Origin of the sequence: Alistipes putredinis DSM 17216, from assembly GCF_000154465.1 — a bacterium.
In the GTDB taxonomy this organism is placed as follows: domain Bacteria; phylum Bacteroidota; class Bacteroidia; order Bacteroidales; family Rikenellaceae; genus Alistipes; species Alistipes putredinis.
This window is the reverse complement of record NZ_DS499580.1, coordinates 282,402-299,135: the sequence shown is the minus strand read 5'-3', so window position 1 is coordinate 299,135 and position 16,734 is coordinate 282,402. Positions and strand designations below refer to the sequence as shown.

The 16,734-nt window shown below is 59.0% G+C and carries 12 protein-coding genes; all 12 read right to left on the bottom strand.

The window, feature by feature from the left end; all coding sequences use genetic code 11:
• Positions 1-22: 22 nt before the first annotated feature.
• Positions 23-3,733 (bottom strand): phosphoribosylformylglycinamidine synthase, encoded by a 3,711-nt coding sequence (locus tag ALIPUT_RS10190; protein WP_004329849.1) that lies wholly within the window; start codon positions 3,731-3,733, stop codon positions 23-25.
• A gap of 16 nt (positions 3,734-3,749) precedes the next feature.
• Entirely contained in the window at positions 3,750-4,841 is a 1,092-nt protein-coding gene (gene purK / locus ALIPUT_RS10185) for a 5-(carboxyamino)imidazole ribonucleotide synthase (RefSeq protein ID WP_040293899.1), read from the bottom strand.
• A 13-nt stretch (positions 4,842-4,854) separates the two neighbouring features.
• Positions 4,855-5,322, bottom strand: a complete 468-nt coding sequence (gene purE / locus ALIPUT_RS10180; RefSeq protein WP_004329847.1) for a 5-(carboxyamino)imidazole ribonucleotide mutase — start codon at positions 5,320-5,322, stop codon at positions 4,855-4,857.
• 348 nt (positions 5,323-5,670) lie between these two features.
• Complete coding sequence (pyrB, locus tag ALIPUT_RS10175) at positions 5,671-6,756, bottom strand: aspartate carbamoyltransferase (protein ID WP_004329845.1); 1,086 nt, start codon at positions 6,754-6,756, stop codon at positions 5,671-5,673.
• A 6-nt stretch (positions 6,757-6,762) separates the two neighbouring features.
• The gene (gene pyrE / locus ALIPUT_RS10170) at positions 6,763-7,395 is read right to left on the bottom strand and encodes an orotate phosphoribosyltransferase (RefSeq protein ID WP_004329844.1); all 633 of its coding nucleotides are present in this window, start codon (positions 7,393-7,395) and stop codon (positions 6,763-6,765) included.
• Positions 7,396-7,452: 57 nt separating this feature from the next.
• The gene (locus tag ALIPUT_RS10165; protein ID WP_004329843.1) at positions 7,453-7,716 is read right to left on the bottom strand and encodes a glutaredoxin family protein; all 264 of its coding nucleotides are present in this window, start codon (positions 7,714-7,716) and stop codon (positions 7,453-7,455) included.
• Between the two features lie 256 nt (positions 7,717-7,972).
• Positions 7,973-8,680, bottom strand: coding sequence for an orotidine-5'-phosphate decarboxylase (gene pyrF / locus ALIPUT_RS10160; protein ID WP_004329840.1), 708 nt, complete (start codon positions 8,678-8,680; stop codon positions 7,973-7,975).
• A 26-nt stretch (positions 8,681-8,706) separates the two neighbouring features.
• A complete protein-coding gene (locus ALIPUT_RS10155) occupies positions 8,707-9,639 on the bottom strand; it encodes a dihydroorotate dehydrogenase (RefSeq protein WP_004329839.1) in 933 nt (310 codons plus the stop codon).
• On the bottom strand, positions 9,633-10,376 hold the full coding sequence (locus ALIPUT_RS10150; RefSeq protein WP_040293804.1) for a dihydroorotate dehydrogenase electron transfer subunit: 744 nt from the start codon (positions 10,374-10,376) through the stop codon (positions 9,633-9,635). Before ALIPUT_RS10150 ends, ALIPUT_RS10155 begins: the two co-directional genes overlap by 7 nt.
• 276 nt (positions 10,377-10,652) lie before the next feature.
• A complete protein-coding gene (gene carB, locus ALIPUT_RS10145) occupies positions 10,653-13,835 on the bottom strand; it encodes a carbamoyl-phosphate synthase large subunit (RefSeq protein ID WP_004329836.1) in 3,183 nt (1,060 codons plus the stop codon).
• Positions 13,828-14,919 carry a glutamine-hydrolyzing carbamoyl-phosphate synthase small subunit gene (gene carA / locus ALIPUT_RS10140; protein ID WP_004329835.1) on the bottom strand — a complete coding sequence of 364 codons (1,092 nt, stop codon included), beginning with the start codon at positions 14,917-14,919 and terminating at the stop codon, positions 13,828-13,830. Before carA ends, carB begins: the two co-directional genes overlap by 8 nt.
• Positions 14,920-15,081: 162 nt before the next feature.
• The gene (locus ALIPUT_RS10135; protein ID WP_004329834.1) at positions 15,082-16,359 is read right to left on the bottom strand and encodes a dihydroorotase; all 1,278 of its coding nucleotides are present in this window, start codon (positions 16,357-16,359) and stop codon (positions 15,082-15,084) included.
• Between the last annotated feature and the right edge of the window lie 375 nt (positions 16,360-16,734).

Here is a 16,734-nt window from a genome sequence, read left to right as displayed (position 1 = left end):
AGTGGTTGGTATTTTATAATTGTTATTTTGTTTTCCGGAAATAGTTCACCGCATTCGTGAAGATGTCCTGCACCTTCTCTCCGGCGATGTTCTTAAAGAGGTTCTCCCCGTAACGCTCCGTATGGCCCATCTTACCGAGTATCTGCCCGTCGCGGCTCACGATACCCTCGATCGCATAATACGATCCGTTGGGATTGTACGGGGCTTCGGCCGTCACGCGGCCTTCGGCATCGACATACTGGAACGCCACCTGCCCGTTCTCGAACAGCTCGCGGGCCAGAGGCTCGTTCACGACGAACTTGCCCTCGCCGTGGCTCACGGCGATCGAATGGATATCGCCCACCGAGAAACTCGACAGCCACGGGGAGTTGGTCGTCGCCACGCGGGTCGAAACAATCTGCGACACATGACGGTTGATGTCGTTGCGGAAGAGCGTCGGCGACTCTTTGGTCACCAGGCCCAGCCGTCCGTAGGGCAGCAGGCCCGACTTGACCAGCGCCTGGAAGCCGTTGCAGATGCCCAGAATCAGGCCGCCCCGGTCGAGCAGACGATGTATTTCCTCCGAAATATCCTTGTTGTTCAGCACATTGGCAATGAATTTACCGCTGCCGTCCGGCTCGTCGCCCGCCGAGAAGCCGCCGCAGAGCACGAAGATATGGCACGCAGCGATCGCCTCCTTCATCCGGCGGATCGAGTCGAAAATAGCCTCCGCCGTCAGGTTGCAGAACACCTCGCTGCGCACTTCGGCACCCGCCCGGCGGAAGGCCTTCGCGGTGTCGTAGTCGCAGTTGCTGCCCGGGAATACGGGGATGAAAACCACCGGACGCTCGACCGCCTCGCCCGGATAGGTGAAGCTGCGGAGAGCCGGCATCGCCTCCATGACCGGCGCATGGTTGATTCCCTTATCGGGATAAACCGTCGCAAAGCGTTCGGTATTGGCCCGGTAAAGCTCTTCGAGCGGCATTTTTTCGCCGTTGATCGTGAGCGATTCCTCCGCCTCGGTATGTCCCAGCAACTCGGCGGCCGGGAAATCGAGCGGCTCGGTGCTCTCCACCACGATCGAACCGTAAGAGTTGTCGAACAACGTCGCTTCATCCACCTCGACATCGGCACCGATGCCGTTGCCGAAAGACATCTTGGCCAGCGCTTCCGCCACACCGCCGAAGCCGACGGCATAGCCCGAAACGATCTTGCCGGACTCGATAGCCGAACTTACGAAATCGAAATTCCGCTTCAACGCCCCGGTATCGGGCATATGGTTTTCGAGCGGGGTATGACGCACTAGGTAAATCGAATGGCCCGCCTTCTTGAAATCGGTCGAGATGACGCGTCCGGCATCGACAGTCGTAATACCGAAGGCCATCAGCATAGGCGGGACGTTGATCTGCTCGAAGGTACCGCTCATCGAGTCCTTGCCGCCGATCGAGGGCAGTCCCAGCTCGACCTGCATCTTCAGGGCACCGAGCAGCGCCCCGAGCGGCTTGCCCCACGTACGGGGCGACTTGGTCATGCGCTCGAAATACTCCTGATAGGAATAGCGCATCTTATCGTAGCGGGCACCCGCCGCCACGACTTTGGCCGCAGCGTCCACGACGGCATAGGCCGCACCGTGGTAGGGACTCCACGACGCCAGGAAAGGGTTGTAGCCGAAGGCCATAATGCTGGCCGTATCGGTATATCCGTCCGTCGGCAACTTCTGCACCGACACTTGTGTTTCCGAACGTTGCGTACGACCGCCGAAAGGCAGCAGCACGGTCGAAGCGCCGATCGTAGAATCGAACATCTCGATCAGCCCCTTCTGCGAGAGGACATTGTCGTCCGCCAGGTTCGCAAGCATCTTTTCGCGCAGCGTACCGCCCTTCACCTCGCGGCGGAAAGGATCGCGTTCCTCGACCGCACCGATCGCGGCCTGGGCATAGTGCTTGGCCCCTGCGCTGTCGATGAACTCGCGCGAAAGATCGACCACTAATTTGCCCTTGTTGTACATCCGCATACGGCGCGAGTCCGTCACGTCCGCCACATGGGTCACTTCGATATTCTCCTCGGCGCAGTAGCGCTTGAACTCCTCTTCGGCACTCGCTTCGATCACAACGGCCATACGCTCCTGCGACTCGCTGATCGCCAGCTCCGTCGCATTCAGACCGCTGTACTTGGTCGGCACGCGATCGAGGTAAATATCCAGGCCGTCGGTCAGCTCGCCGATGGCTACGCTCACACCGCCCGCACCGAAGTCGTTCGACTTCTTGATCAGGCGCGTCACTTCCGGACGGCGGAACAACCGCTCCAGCTTGCGCTCTTCGGGGGCGTTGCCCTTCTGCACCTCACTGCCGCACATTTCGAGCGACTTGTCGGTATGCTCTTTCGACGAACCCGTCGCACCGCCGACACCGTCGCGGCCCGTGCGGCCGCCGAGCAGCAGGACCACATCGCCCGGCACGGGGGACTCCCGGCGCACGTTTTCGGCTTTCACGGCACCGACCACGGCACCGACCTCCAGGCGTTTGGCCACATAGTCGGGATGATACACCTCGCGGACGTGGGTCGTGGCCAGTCCGATCTGATTGCCGTAGCTCGAATAACCGGCAGCGGCCTTGAGGCTGATGACGCGCTGGGGCAATTTGCCGGGCAGCGTTTCGCTTACGGGTTGATAGATATTTCCCGCACCCGTCACACGCATCGCCTGATAGACGTAGCTGCGACCCGACAACGGATCGCGGATGGCACCGCCCAGGCAGGTCGAAGCTCCGCCGAAAGGTTCGATCTCGGTCGGGTGGTTATGGGTTTCGTTCTTGAATTGCAGGAGCCATTTCTCGGTCCGGTCATCGACGTCCACATCGACGAAAACGCTGCATGCGTTGTTCTCCTCGCTCACCTCCAGGTCGTCGAGCAGTCCCTTGCTGCGCAGGTAACGGGCACCGATCGTCGCCAGGTCCATCAGGCAGATGCTCTTGCCCTCGCGCCCCAGTTCGCGGCGGATTTTCAGGTAAAGCGCCAGCGTGCCTTCGATCTCGTCTTTCACGAACGACTCCTCGACCGTAATGTTCTCCAGCTCGGTCGTGAAGGTCGTATGACGGCAATGGTCGCTCCAGTACGTATCGAGAATCCGCAGCTCGGTTTCGAACGGATCGCGACCCTCTCTCCGGAAATATTCGACCACTTCGCGCAGGTCGTCGGCATTCATCGCCAGACCGTTCTTCTTGCAGTAGGCATCGAGTTCCGCATCTTCCATCTCCCGGAACCCGTCCAATACCGGCACCGGTTTCACGGGGGCGCTTTCCAAATCGTCCAGGACCCGCAAATCCTTCTCGCGCGACTCCACGGCATTGATATAATAGCGACGAATACGCTCCATCGTCTCCTTGGGAAGTTTCGAAGGGAAGATCAGCAGCTTCGAACTCTTGATCTTCACCTCGGCCGAAGGATCGATCAACCGCACGCAGTCCACGGCCGAAGCCGCTCGCTGGTCGAACTGTCCGGGCAGGCACTCCACAGCCAGAAAGCTGTTGCCGCCCAGATCGCACGAATCCGTCACGGCATCGGTAACCACCTCGCCGAAGACCCTGTAACGGCTCTTCTCCAGCAATTCGTCCGAAAAACCGAACAGGTCGTACACGTTCAGCAGCCGCAGGCCGTCGAGCGAAAGATTCAGGTTGGCATTCAGGTCGCGGAGCAGGCTCTCGGCCTCGACCCGGAATTCGGGGTATTTCTCAACGAAAATACGGTAACTCTTCATTATCTTATTTTTGACTTTATTTCACAAATCTGTCGGCCCACTTGGCGGCATACTCCTCGCCGGTCACACCGACGAAAGTCACGTGTCCCATCTTGCGCTTGGGCTTGGAAACGGTCTTGCCGTAAATATGGACATACACACCGGGGCGATTCTCCCGGGCAAGCGCCTCGGCCCGCTCCAGATCCTGTCCCAGGATGTTTTTCATCACGGTAGGGGCCTTCAGCTGCGGCTCTTCGAGGGGCATATCGAGCAGGTAACGGCACAGCTCCCGGAACTGATTGGTCGTCGAACCCTCGATGGTCCAGTGTCCGCTGTTGTGCGGGCGCGGCGCCATTTCGTTGAAATAGACCTCGTCTCCCTTCACGAAATATTCGATAGCCAGAATCCCCCGGTAACCGCAGTCGCGCATGAAACGCTTGCTCTGGGACACCATCCGCTCCCGCACCTGGTCCGGCATCTCCGCCGGCACGATGCACAGATCCAGAATACCGTCCTTGTGGATATTCCGCCCTACCGGGAAGCAGATCACGCGCTCTCCGTCCGACACCAGCACCACGCTGGCCTCGAAATCGAACGGGACGAACTCCTCCAGAATGCAGGGCACCGCGAGCAGTTCGCGGGCTTTCGCAAGGTCGGCCTCGCCGCGAAGCACCGCCTGACCGTGTCCGTCGTAGCCCAGCGTACGGGTCTTGAGCACGCACGGATAACCGATTCGCGCAATGGCCCGATGCAGCGACTCCTCGTCATCGACAGCCATGAAAGCGGGCGTCTTCAATCCATGATCGCAGGCATTGCTCTTCTCCCGCAGGCGATCCTGCGAGTCGAACAGAGGCCTGAACCCTTGTTTGATATTGTATTTTTGCTCGAGAGCCACCAGCAGATCGCCCGGCACGTTCTCGAACTCGTAGGTCACCACGTCGCTGCGGCGGCAAAGCTCTTCGAGCGCCGCCGGATCGTCGAACCGGCCCACGATCCGCTCGTCGCTGATCTTAAACGCCGGAGCATCCTCCGCCGGATCGAGGCAGATCGTCCGCGCACCCAGCAGATGCGCCTGCTCGATGATCATCAGCCCCAACTGGCCGCCACCGATAATTCCGATCGTCTTCACCGCACTCATCGGTCTAAAGTTCCGCTTTAAGTACATCCTCAGTCTGTTTCGCACGGAACATCTCCAGACGGGCTGCCAGCGCCTCGTCCTTCAACGCCAGGATCGACACGGCGATCAGGGCCGCATTCTTCGCCCCGTTGATCGCTACGGTCGCAACCGGCACGCCGCCGGGCATCTGCACGATCGAAAGCAAGGAATCCAGCCCGTTCAGGGCTCGAGATTTGACCGGCACACCGATCACCGGAAGTGCGGTCATACTGGCCACCATGCCGGGCAGGTGCGCAGCGCCTCCGGCTCCGGCGATGATTACCTCCAGTCCGCGCGACTTGGCCGTTTTGGCATACTCCACCAGCAGGTCGGGGGTGCGGTGGGCGCTCACCACCCGCTTCTCGAACTCCACACCGAATTGCGCGAGCGTCGCCGCAGCGTCGGACATAACGTCCCAGTCGCTGGTCGAACCCATGATTACTCCAACTTTCATAGTAAGAAACGTACTAAATCAACCAAAAAAGAGCCGCTACGACAGAATTCGTCATAGCGGCAAGATTATATTGCTGCGGGAAGCCGATTCGTGCCCTCCTGCATAGTTCCGTCGATAAAATCCGATGCAGGAACGACACTGCACGCTCCGACCGCACATCGAGCCGACAGCATCTGCTGTCGCTTTCGCCGGGTATGGTGCATCTGAATCCTTTCCATCGTTTCGGAAGCCGTAGCCGCCGACGGACCTGCGGCCCATCGTCTTTTACTTGCACAAAAGTACGAATAATTTCAACGACAACCTAACAATCCCGACAGTTTTATTTCGACATTGTATCGACAAAATCCGCTACCGGATTTTCGCCTCGCAATAAGCGCAACGGCAGGTGTCTCCCGCTTTGACGAAAAGCGGATCGACATCCTCCGTAGCCGAAATACACCGGGAGTTGGGACATTTCATACTCCGGTCTATGAACATCCCCTCGGCCAGGTCGGGGACTGCGGCGAGCTTCTCGCCTTCGGCCCACTTCAACAATGTATAGATCAAGGCCATACGCACGAATTTGCCGTTCTCGACCTGCCGGAAATAGGCTACCCGGGGATCGTTGTCCACCGCACGCGTGATTTCGTTCACGCGGGGCAGCGGATGCAGCACGATCATATCCGGCTTGGCCGTGCGGAGTTTCGACGGATCCAGCACGAAGCTGTCCTTCACGCGGTTGAACTCCTCCTCGTCGAGGAAACGCTCCTTCTGCACGCGGGTCATATAGAGAATGTCCAACTCGGGCATCACCTCCTCCATCGTCGATACCTCGCGGAATTCCACCCCTTCGGTCTGGGTTTCGATCTCATGAAGCATATACTCGGGCAGCCGCAGCTCGTCGGGGGCGATCAGCACCACCCGAATCCCTTCGTAGCGCGACATCGCCTTGATAAGCGAATGCACCGTGCGGCCGAATTTCAGATCGCCGCAGAAGCCGATCGTCAGGTGATCCAGCCGCCCCTTCTCGCGCTTGATCGTCAGCAGGTCGGTAAGTGTCTGCGTCGGATGGCTGTGGCTGCCGTCCCCGGCATTGATGACCGGGATACCGGCATACTGCGAACCGACCAGCGGCGCCCCCTCCTTGAAATGGCGCATGGCGATGATGTCGGCGAAGCAACGAATCACCCGTACCGTATCGGCGACCGTTTCGCCCTTCGACACCGACGACGAAGCGGCGTCCGAAAAGCCGATGACGCTGCCGCCGAGCTCCAGCATGGCCGAAGTGAAACTCAGCCGCGTGCGGGTCGAAGGCTCGTAGAAGAGCGTCGCAAGTTTTTTGCCCTTGCAGACTTCGCTGTATTTGGCCCGGTTGGCGATGATGTCCTCCGCCAAGGCGATGATCTGCCCGATCTCGGCGACCGACAGATCCGTAGGGTCGATTAAATGGCGCATAGCGGTTTATTTATTGATCCAGCTTTCGTCCGAAGGATTGTCGCGGAAGGCGATCAGGCGCTGCCGATCCTCCGGCTTGATATACCCCTCCTCGGCCGCCACTTCGACCAGCGCGTCGAGATTCGAAAGGCTATGGTTGATTACGTCGGCTGCGGCAAGCCGATCCAGTCCTTTCTTCATGCCGTACGTAAAGATGCTCACTACGCCCAGCACCTCGGCACCGGCCGCACGCAACACCTCGACCACTTCGATGCACGATCCCGCCGTCGAAATCAAGTCTTCGATTACCACGACTTTCTGGCCCTTTTCGAGTTTGCCCTCGATCTGGTTTCCCCGACCGTGATCCTTCGAGCCGCTGCGGACATATCCCATCGGCAGGTCGAGGATCGTCGCGGCGATGGCCGCATGAGCGATGCCTGCCGTCGATGTTCCCATCAGCACCTCGCACGCGGGGAATTTCGCCTTCACCGTTTCCGCAATCGCGGCCTCGACCTTCTTCCGCACCTCGGGGGCGGTCAGAATCAACCGGTTGTCGCAATAAATCGGGCTTTTGATACCGCTCGCCCAGGTAAACGGCTGCTCGGGGCGCAGGAATACCGCACCGATCGAGAGCAGGCCTTTGGCAATTTCTCTTTCCATAACTATTTCTACATTCTTTAGATTGTCATTCCTTTTTCCGCAAAAACGGCTTTCCGCCTATCGCTCGTCGAGGGCCATACGGAGTACGGCCTCCACCTCGTCGGGCATAATACCGCCCTCGTGCACTTTCTTGTCCCCGACGTAAAATGTCGGTACGTAATAGTAGTCGTAACGGTCGGCCACTTCGGGTTCGGCCAGTTCGTCGATCATCCTGATTTCGATGCGGCTGTACGGTTCCTGCCGCTGCAGTTCCTCCAGATAACCCAGCGCCTTCTTGCAGAAGGGGCACCGGGGCTGATAGAAAAGTGTAACCGGTTTCATAACTTTCTTGATTTAGAGTAAAACTTATTTCTTGCCTGTCGCGGCAATCGGCCTCTTCGGTCGCCGCAATTCGGCGCGCATTCCGTTCGCACGATCCGGCAACACCCGTGCCGACCGAAGTTCCGCGAACTCCACGCTCCCAAACCCATTTTAGACAACTGCCGCACGACACGAATCCCGTCCGTATCGCTCGATCCGGGCCGCAAAGCAGCCCTTCCTTCCGTACCGCCCGAAATACTCCCTACCGTCGCACACTCTATTTCACGAACTCCTCCACGCACCGGCGATAGGCCGCCACGGGATCGGCTGCCGCCGTGATGGGACGCCCAACCACGATATAGTCCGAGCCGATTTCCCGCGCACGCGCCGGAGTCGTGACCCGCACCTGATCGGCCACCTCTCCGTCCGCAAAACGCACGCCGGGCGTAACGGTCAGGAACTCCTTTCCGCAGGCCGCCTTCACCATACCGGCCTCCAGCGGCGAGCAGACCACGCCGTCCAGTCCCGCTTCGCGGGTATTCTGCGCATACTTGACGATCGTATCGTTGATCGAAGCCGAAATGAGCAGCTCGCGCTGCATACGCTCCTCCGAAGTCGAAGTAAGCTGCGTCACGGCGATCAGTAACGGGCGCGTGCCGTCGGGACGGGTCAGCCCTTCGACCGCCGCACGCATCATCTCGATCGTGCCGGCCGCATGCACGTTGCACATGTCCACGTCGAGGCGCGAAAGCACGGCCATCGCCTTCTTGACCGTATTGGGAATGTCGTGCAGTTTCAGATCAAGGAAAATCCGGTGCCCCCGGCGCTTGATCTCACGCACGATTTCGGGCCCTTCGGCATAGAAAAGCTCCATGCCGATCTTCAGGAAAGGTTTGCGGGCCTCGTTCTTAAACAGATCGAGGAACCGGAAAGTCTCTTCGGCGCTGCTGAAATCGCAGGCGATGATTACGTCTCTGTTGGTCATATCTCTTATTTATAATTTTCACAAAATTACTTCACGATGCCGATAATATCGGACAGCCGTTCGATCCCCAGCCGCTCCATTTCACAGGGCAGTGCCTCGACGATCTCCTTGCAGGCATAAGGGTTCCGCAGGTTGGCGGCCCCCACCTGCACGGCCGTCGCCCCGGCCATCATCATTTCGATAACGTCGTGGGCCGTCTCCACGCCGCCGCACCCCATCACCGGAATCCGGCAGGCCCGGGCTACCTGATAAACCATCCGCACGGCCACAGGGAAGATCGCCGCACCGGAAAATCCGCCCATTACGTTGGCGATGATCGGCTTGCGGCATTTCACGTCGATCCGCATGCCCAGCATCGTATTGATCAGGCAGATGCCGTCGGCACCGGCCTCCTCGCACGCCCGGGCGATCGCCACGATGTCCGTCACGTTAGGACTGAGTTTGATATAGACCGGTTTGGTGGTCACGGCTTTCACGGCACGCGTCACCTCGGCCGCCGCTTCGGGCGACGTGCCGAAGCTCATGCCGCCGTGCCGCACGTTGGGACAGCTTACATTGACCTCGATCAAACCGACCTGTTCCTCCTTGTCGATCCGCTCGCAGCAATAGGCATACTCCTCGACCGAAAAGCCGCTGATATTGGCGATCACCGGCTTGCGGAAGAATGTCTTCAGCCGGGGCAGCTCTTCGCCGATCACCGCATCGATGCCAGGATTCTGCAACCCGACGGCATTTATCATCCCCGCCGTACACTCGGCGATGCGGGGCGTGGGGTTGCCGAAGCGAGCCTCGCGCGTCGTCCCCTTGAAGGAGAAAGACCCGAGAATGTTGATGTCGTAAAAATCCTTGTACTCGTTGCCGTAGCCGAACGTACCGCTGGCCGGCACGACCGGATTATCCAGCCGAAGGCCGCTCAGCGTCACCGACGTATCGAAGTTTTTCTTGGATTCGTTTACCATATAATCTCCTCCTTTTTCAACACCGGCCCCTCCTTACAGATACGTTTGGCCCCGTTTTTCGTCTGACAGGAACAACCCATGCAGCCGCCGAAGCCGCAGCCCATGCGCTCCTCGAAACTCAATTCGCCCGGGATGTCGCCCGTCGCATCGCTCAATGCACGCAGCATCGGCAGCGGGCCGCAGGCGTAAAAATAATCAAAATCCGGCTTCTTTTCAGCGATCGCCGTCGTTACGAAACCCTTTGTCCCGTGCGTGCCGTCCGCTGTCGTTACGAAGACCTCCGCACTGAGCGCCCGAAACTCCTCCTCGTAGAAAACCTCCGAAGCGGTATTGAATCCCAACACCACAGTCACTTTTCTACCCTTGTCAATCAGTTTTTTGGCCAGGTTGTAGAGGGGCGGAACGCCCACTCCGCCTCCGACCAACAGAGGCCTGCGGCACTCCGCATCCGGATCGAAGCCGTTCCCCAGGCCGGTCAGCAGGTCGAGCTTGACGCCCGCCTTCATTTCACTCAACCGGGCCGTGCCTTCGCCGACGACCTTATAGATCAGTGTCAGCGTCCGCTCGTCGTAGTCGCACACCGAAATCGGACGGCGCAGGTAGAGCCCTTCGACCTCGATATTGACGAACTGCCCGGGACGGGTCAGGTATTGCGTATCCCCCTCGAGCGTCATCCGCCAGACGGAGGGCGTCAGCGGTTCGTTGGCCGTAACAGTATATATGCCTTTTTTATACATTTTTCTTTTCCAAACTATGTGCTTCGCTTTCGTCTCAATTTCAAAGGAGCCGGTTTCGCGCCGACCGAAGCAGGACACGGCAAGAGCATACTCGCTGGTATGGGACTGTCGCGGACTGCGAGAAGGTGCGAAAGGTGCCCTCTGAACGAAACTCGCTTTTGATTTCAGGCCGACAAATGCGGTGCATCGTGACTTTGAAGCGGATGGGGAACACTATCCGTCTTTTCCATTCGGATCAAAGAGGGATGTGACGCAGTTGCCGCATGAAATCGAAAACTATTCGGCATCAATGGTCGAAACACCCAGGGTTATCTCCTCCAATACATCCAGCAGGACCTTTACCGTTTCGAGCGCCGTGAAGATCGTCACGTTGTTCTCGACGGCCGTGCGGCGAATCTCGTAACCATCCAGCCGGGTGTTGTGCTGGTTGATGTCGATCGTATTGATGACATAGCTCACATGGCCCTGGCGCAGCGAGTCGATGATCTCCGTACTGCCTTCGCTCAACTTGCGGCGCGTACGGGTGCGAATACCATGCTGACGCAGGAATTCCGCCGTGCCCTTCGTCGCCTCGATATTGAAACCCAGGTCATAAAAGCGCCGTACCAGCGGCAGCGCATCCTGCTTGTCCTTGTCGGCGATCGTGAGGAAGATCGTACCGTAGTTGGCGACGGTCATACCCGACGACTGGAGCGCCTTGTAGAGCGCCCGGGTGAGCTTGTTGTCGTATCCGATCGCCTCGCCCGTGGATTTCATCTCGGGCGAGAGGTAGGACTCCATGCCCCGGATCTTGGCGAACGAGAAGGCCGGGGCCTTGACGAACCAGCGGGAGCGCTCCCTGCCATATACTTCGGTAATGCCCTGCTCCCGAAGCGAATGACCCAGGATGACCCGTGTGGCGATGTCAGCCATCGGGACACCCGTCGCTTTCGAAAGGAACGGCACGGTGCGCGACGAACGGGGATTCACCTCGATCACATATACGTCCTCTTCCCCGTCGAGGATAAATTGGATATTATACAGACCGACGATACCGATCCGGCGGCCCAGCCGCACGGTATAATCGATGATCTTGTCCTTGGCTTTCTGGCTCACGCTGAAGGTCGGATAGACGCTGATCGAGTCGCCGGAGTGGATGCCCGTCTTCTCGACGTGCTCCATGATACCGGGAATGAAGACATCCTTGCCATCACAGATGGCGTCCACCTCCAGTTCGCGGCCCATAATATAACGATCGACCAGCACAGGGCTGTCCTCATTGACTTCGACCGCCGTCTGGAGATAGTGGCGCAAACGCTCCTCGTTCGAAACGATCTGCATGGCCCGGCCGCCCAGCACGTAGCTCGGGCGCACCAGCACCGGGTAGCCGATCCGTTCGGCGGCTCGCACACCGGCTTCGATATCGGTCACGGCCTCGGCCTCAGGCTGGGGTATTCCCAACTCCTCCATGATCTTCTCGAAACAACCCCGGTCTTCGGCATTCCGTATCGCCTCGACACCCGTACCGATGATCGGCACACCCAGTTCGTGCAGCGGCTCAGCGAGGTTGATCGCCGTCTGGCCGCCGAGCGACACGACGATCCCTTTCGGTTTTTCGAGCGTAATAACGTTCATCACGTCCTCTACGGTCAGCGGCTCGAAATAGAGCTTGTCGCTGGTGGTATAGTCCGTCGAAACGGTTTCGGGATTGTTATTGATGATGATCGCCTCGTACCCGGCGGCGCGGATCGACCAGATGGCATGCACGGTCGAATAGTCGAACTCGACGCCCTGCCCGATGCGGATCGGTCCCGACCCGAGCACCACGATCTTCTCGCGTTCGCTCACGATCGACTCGTTCTCCTGCTCGTAAGTGGAATAGAAATACGGCACATAGGAGGAGAACTCGCTCGCGCAGGTATCGATCATCTTATAAACCGGGAAAATATTGTGCTCGCGCCGCAGCAGGAACATCTCCTTCTGGCTCATGCCCCACAACTGACCGATGAACTTGTCGCTAAAACCCATGCGTTTGGCGTCGCGCAACGTTTCGATGTCGCGGGGATTGGCCGCTACGACCTTTTCGAACTCGACGATGTTCTTAAACTTCTCGAGGAAGAACATGTCGATTTTGGTGCTGTTGTAGATCAGCGCCAGCTCGACGCCCCGGCGGATCAGCTCGGCGATGGCGTAAAGACGGTCGTCCGTTCCCTCCTTGATATAGGAGAGCATCCGATCGACCGTCCAGTCGTCGAATTTCTTATGGTAGATATGGCAGACCCCCGTTTCGAGCGAGCGCACCGCCTTCAGGAGGCTCTCCTCCATCGTGCGGCCCACGGACATCACCTCGCCCGTCGCCTTCATCTGGGTTCCGAGCTGGTTCGAAGCGTCGCTGAACTTGTCGAACGGGAAGCGGGCGATCTTGGTAACCACATAGTCGAGAGCCGGTTCGAAGCTGGCCGGCGTATTGGCGATGCGGATCTCGTCGAGCGTAAGGCCCACGGCGATCTTGGCGCTGACGCGGGCGATCGGATAGCCGCTGGCCTTCGACGCCAGAGCCGACGACCGCGACACGCGGGGATTGACCTCGATCAGGTAGTAGTTGAACGAGAGGGGATCGAGCGCGAACTGCACGTTGCAGCCGCCTTCGATCTTCAGGGCACGGATCAGCCGCAGGGCGCTGTCGCGCAGCAACTGATACTCCTTGTTGGTCAGCGTCTGGCTCGGAGCCACCACGATCGAGTCGCCCGTATGGACGCCGACCGGATCGATGTTTTCCATATTGCAGATCGCAATGGCCGTATCGTTGTGGTCGCGGATCACCTCGTATTCGATCTCCTTATACCCCTTGATGCTCTTCTCGATCAGCACCTGATGCACCGGGGAGAGGGAAAGCGCATTGCGCATCATCTCGCGCAACTGCGTCTCGTCGTCGGCGAAGCCGCCGCCCGTACCGCCCAGCGTAAAGGCCGGACGCAACACGACGGGGTAACCGATCCGCTTCGCCGCCTCGACCGCCTCGTCGATATTGTTAGCAATCAGCGACGGCAGCACCGGCTCGCCCAGCGACTGACAAAGCTCCTTGAAGAGTTCGCGGTCCTCGGCCTGCTCGATGCTCTGGAACGAAGTACCCAGAATCTCCACCTGACACTCCTGAAGCACGCCTTTCTTGGCGAGCTGCACGGCCAGATTCAGGCCCGTCTGCCCGCCCAGTCCCGGCACGATGGCATCGGGACGCTCGTAACGGACGATCTTGGCCACGTACTCGAGCGTCAGCGGCTCCATATAGACTTTATCGGCAATCTGCACGTCGGTCTGGATCGTCGCCGGATTGGAATTGACCAACACGACCTCGTACCCCTCTTCCTTGAGGGCCAGACAAGCCTGCGTACCCGCGTAGTCGAACTCCGCAGCCTGGCCGATCACGATCGGGCCGGAGCCGATCACCATCACTTTCTTGATATCCGTTCTCTTAGGCATTTTGACTCTCCTCCATCATTTTGATAAACTTATCGAACAAATAGGTGCTGTCCTGCGGACCGGGCGCACTCTCCGGATGATACTGGACGCTGAAAATCCGATCGGCGCGGCATTCGACGCCTTCGGCGGTATCGTCCAGCAGATTCAGGTGCGTAAGGGTCAGTCCGGTGCCCTTCAGCGACTCCGTATCGACCGCAAAGCTGTGGTTCTGGCTCGTGATCTCGACCTTGCCCGTTTCGAGGTTCTTCACGGGGTGGTTACCGCCGCGATGTCCGAATTTCATCTTGAAGGTGCGGGCTCCGTAAGCCAGCGAAATCACCTGGTGTCCCAGGCAGATACCGAAGATCGGCAGGCGCCCCCGAAGCGTGCGGACCATCTCGATGACCGGCTGCACGTCGGTCGGATCGCCGGGACCGTTCGAGAGGAAAAGTCCGTCGGGACGGAAAGCCATCACCTCCTCGGCCGTAATATCGTAGGGCACTACCGTCACGTTGCAACCCTTCTCGTTGAGCTTGCGGATGATGTTGTGCTTGATGCCGCAATCGACCGCCACCACGTCGAAACGATGATTGGCCGTGCGGGAGAACCAACGCTTGCGGCAGCTCACGCGCTCGACCATGTCGCGGCGCACGGGCGCCTCCTTCAGGCGGCGCAGGGCCTCCTCCTGCGGCATCGACGCATCGACGACGATCACCCGCTGGGTACCCTCGTCACGAATAATGCGCGTCAGCATACGGGTATCGATCCCCCAGACGCAGGGTATGCCGTACTCCTCGCATACTTCGCCAAGGGTCTTGGTATAGCGGAAATTACTCGGCAGGTCGTTGTATTCGCGCACGATCATACCGCCGATAGTCGGATACTTGGTTTCGTAATCCTCGTCCGTAATGCCGTAGTTGCCGATCAGCGGATAGGTCATCACGACCATCTGGTCGGTATAGGAGGGATCGGAGAGAATCTCCTGGTAGCCGACCATCGAGGTATTGAACACGATCTCGCCCGTCGCCTCCCGGTCCGCGCCGAAACCGTAGCCGTAGAACTCGCGGCCCGACTCAAGCACGATTTTTTTGGTGAATGGTTTCATATTCGGTTATTTCGTAATTTGTCTTCGTTCATTTTTCAATTTCCGGCCCTGTTTCCCGCATCCGGCAGAATCCGCGACGACCGCAGTCACCGCCCGTCGAAAAACGGAATCGCATTTCGTATTCCGATCCGGGACAATCCGCGCACATCGCTCCCGCCCCGTCTATCGGAAACGCTCCGTCGCGTATGCCGTACGTCCTCCGACCAGCGTCCAGAGCGTACGGCCCGCAACCCGCCAGCCGGCAAAAGGCGTAGCGCGGCCTTTCGACAGGAAGGTTTCGGGATCGATCTCGTACTCCGCATCGAGGTCGAACACCGTTAAATCAGCCGGTTCGCCCGCCTGCAAGCCTCCGCCGAGGCCGAAAATCCGGCGCGGAGCCATCGACATCCGCTCGACGAGCTGCTCCAGCGTAAGCAGCCCCGGCTTCACCAAATAGGTATAGAGCAGCGGGAAAGCACACTCCAACCCCACGATACCCATCGCGCTGCCGGCCAATCCGCGCGATTTCTGTTCGGCGGTGTGAGGCGCATGATCCGTGGCGATCACCTCGATCGTCCCGTCGGCGACGGCCTGCCGCAGGGCTTCGCGGTCTTCACGTCCCCGCAGCGGCGGATTCATCTTGAAACGACCGTCCTCCTGCAAATCCTCGTCGCAGAGCAGCAGGTAGTGCGGAGCCGTTTCGCCGCTGACTTTCAACCCGGCGGCCTTCGCCCGGCGAATCAGCTCGACGCTCTCCTTGGTCGAAACGTGGCAGACATGATACTGACATCCGGTTTCGGCTGCCAATTTTATATCGCGCTCCACCTGCCGCCACTCGCTCTCGGAGCAAATACCCTTGTGCCCGTGCTCGCGGCAATAAACACCGTCGTGGATATACCCTCCTTTCAGCAATTCATCGACTTCGCAATGGGCCACGATCGGCTTGCCGACCGCTGCGGCGCGACGCATGGCTTCGGCCATCAGCTCCTCCCCCTGCACCCCCCGTCCGTCGTCCGAGAAGCCCACGACCTCTCCGGCCAGAGCCCCGAAATCGACCAGCTCCCCGCGTCCCTTCTGTCCCCGCGTAATGGAACCGTAAGGCAGCACCCGAACGACCGCATCGCGGCGGATCAGAGCCAGCTCCGCTTCCAGATGCTCCGGCGAATCGGGAGCCGGATTGAGATTCGGCATCGGACAAACGGTGGTATAACCTCCGTGCGCGGCGGCAGCCGTACCCGTCGCAATGGTCTCTTTCTCCGAAAAACCCGGTTCGCGCAGGTGGACATGCACATCGACCAATCCCGGCAATACATGACAACCCGTCAAATCGACTGCCCGGTCGTCCGCCTCAAGCGCGACCCGACCGCCTATGGCAACGATTTTACCGTCTTCGATCGCCAGATCGCCCGTTTCGAACCTTCCGTCCCGATAGAACTTCGCACCTTTGAGAATCGTCTTCATTTTGCTGTACCGTTTCGCACCTCGCCGCAGCGGGTGCACAAAAAAATAGGGCAACTTGGACAGCTACCCTAATAACTTGGAAAAATTATAATAAAAATTGGAAATATTTTCCGAATGATTACCCCGGAAATGACGGCGCCGTACGTACTGGGCCTCCTGAAATGCGTTCGGTATGAAACTAAACATTGGCTTGATCGGGTTCCGGTGTTATCAGGGGCAAAGGTAAGCATAATTTACGGTTTCGGCAAGACAACCCGGCCAAAAAATTTCGCCGGCATCCTGCAACGACAGAACGATACGCCCCGGCAGAAGTTTCGGTCCGCGCTCCGACGCCCGTCCACCCGACCGGACGGCCATCGAGCGTTCCTCCGGAAA